We start from the raw sequence: 373 nt of genomic DNA on the forward strand, positions 1-373 counted from the left end.
TTTCAGGAAGGAAGGTTGAGTCCACCGCCGGTTTGACGATGATCTTGCCGCCCGATAATCCTTTTCCGACAAAGTCGTTGGAATCGCCGATCAGTTTCAGCGTCATGCCTCTCGGGATGAAGGCGCCGAAGCTTTGCCCGGCTGAACCTTGGAAATTAAAAGTGATTGTGTCTTCCGGCAAGCCTTCTGCCAGGCTGTCCATGCGTTCAATCTGTTCATTCACCAGTTCCCCGAACCATTCAGAACCGTAAGTGCCGATCCATTTCTGGAAAATCGGTTCCTCAGGCGTGGCGCTCTTCAAGCGTTCGCCGATTTCGTAATACAGCCAATAGCATGGCAGCAAGGCAGCAAGCACATCCGCCAAATCGCCTTC

General features: G+C 52.5%; 1 protein-coding gene. It reads right to left on the minus strand.

Annotated features, from left to right (window positions below):
• Positions 1-373 (minus strand): GltB/FmdC/FwdC-like GXGXG domain-containing protein (locus tag SB775_RS27790; RefSeq protein ID WP_486360706.1); only part of this gene is annotated, 373 nt, incomplete at both ends.

The sequence above is a fragment of the Peribacillus sp. SIMBA_075 genome (assembly GCF_046534585.1).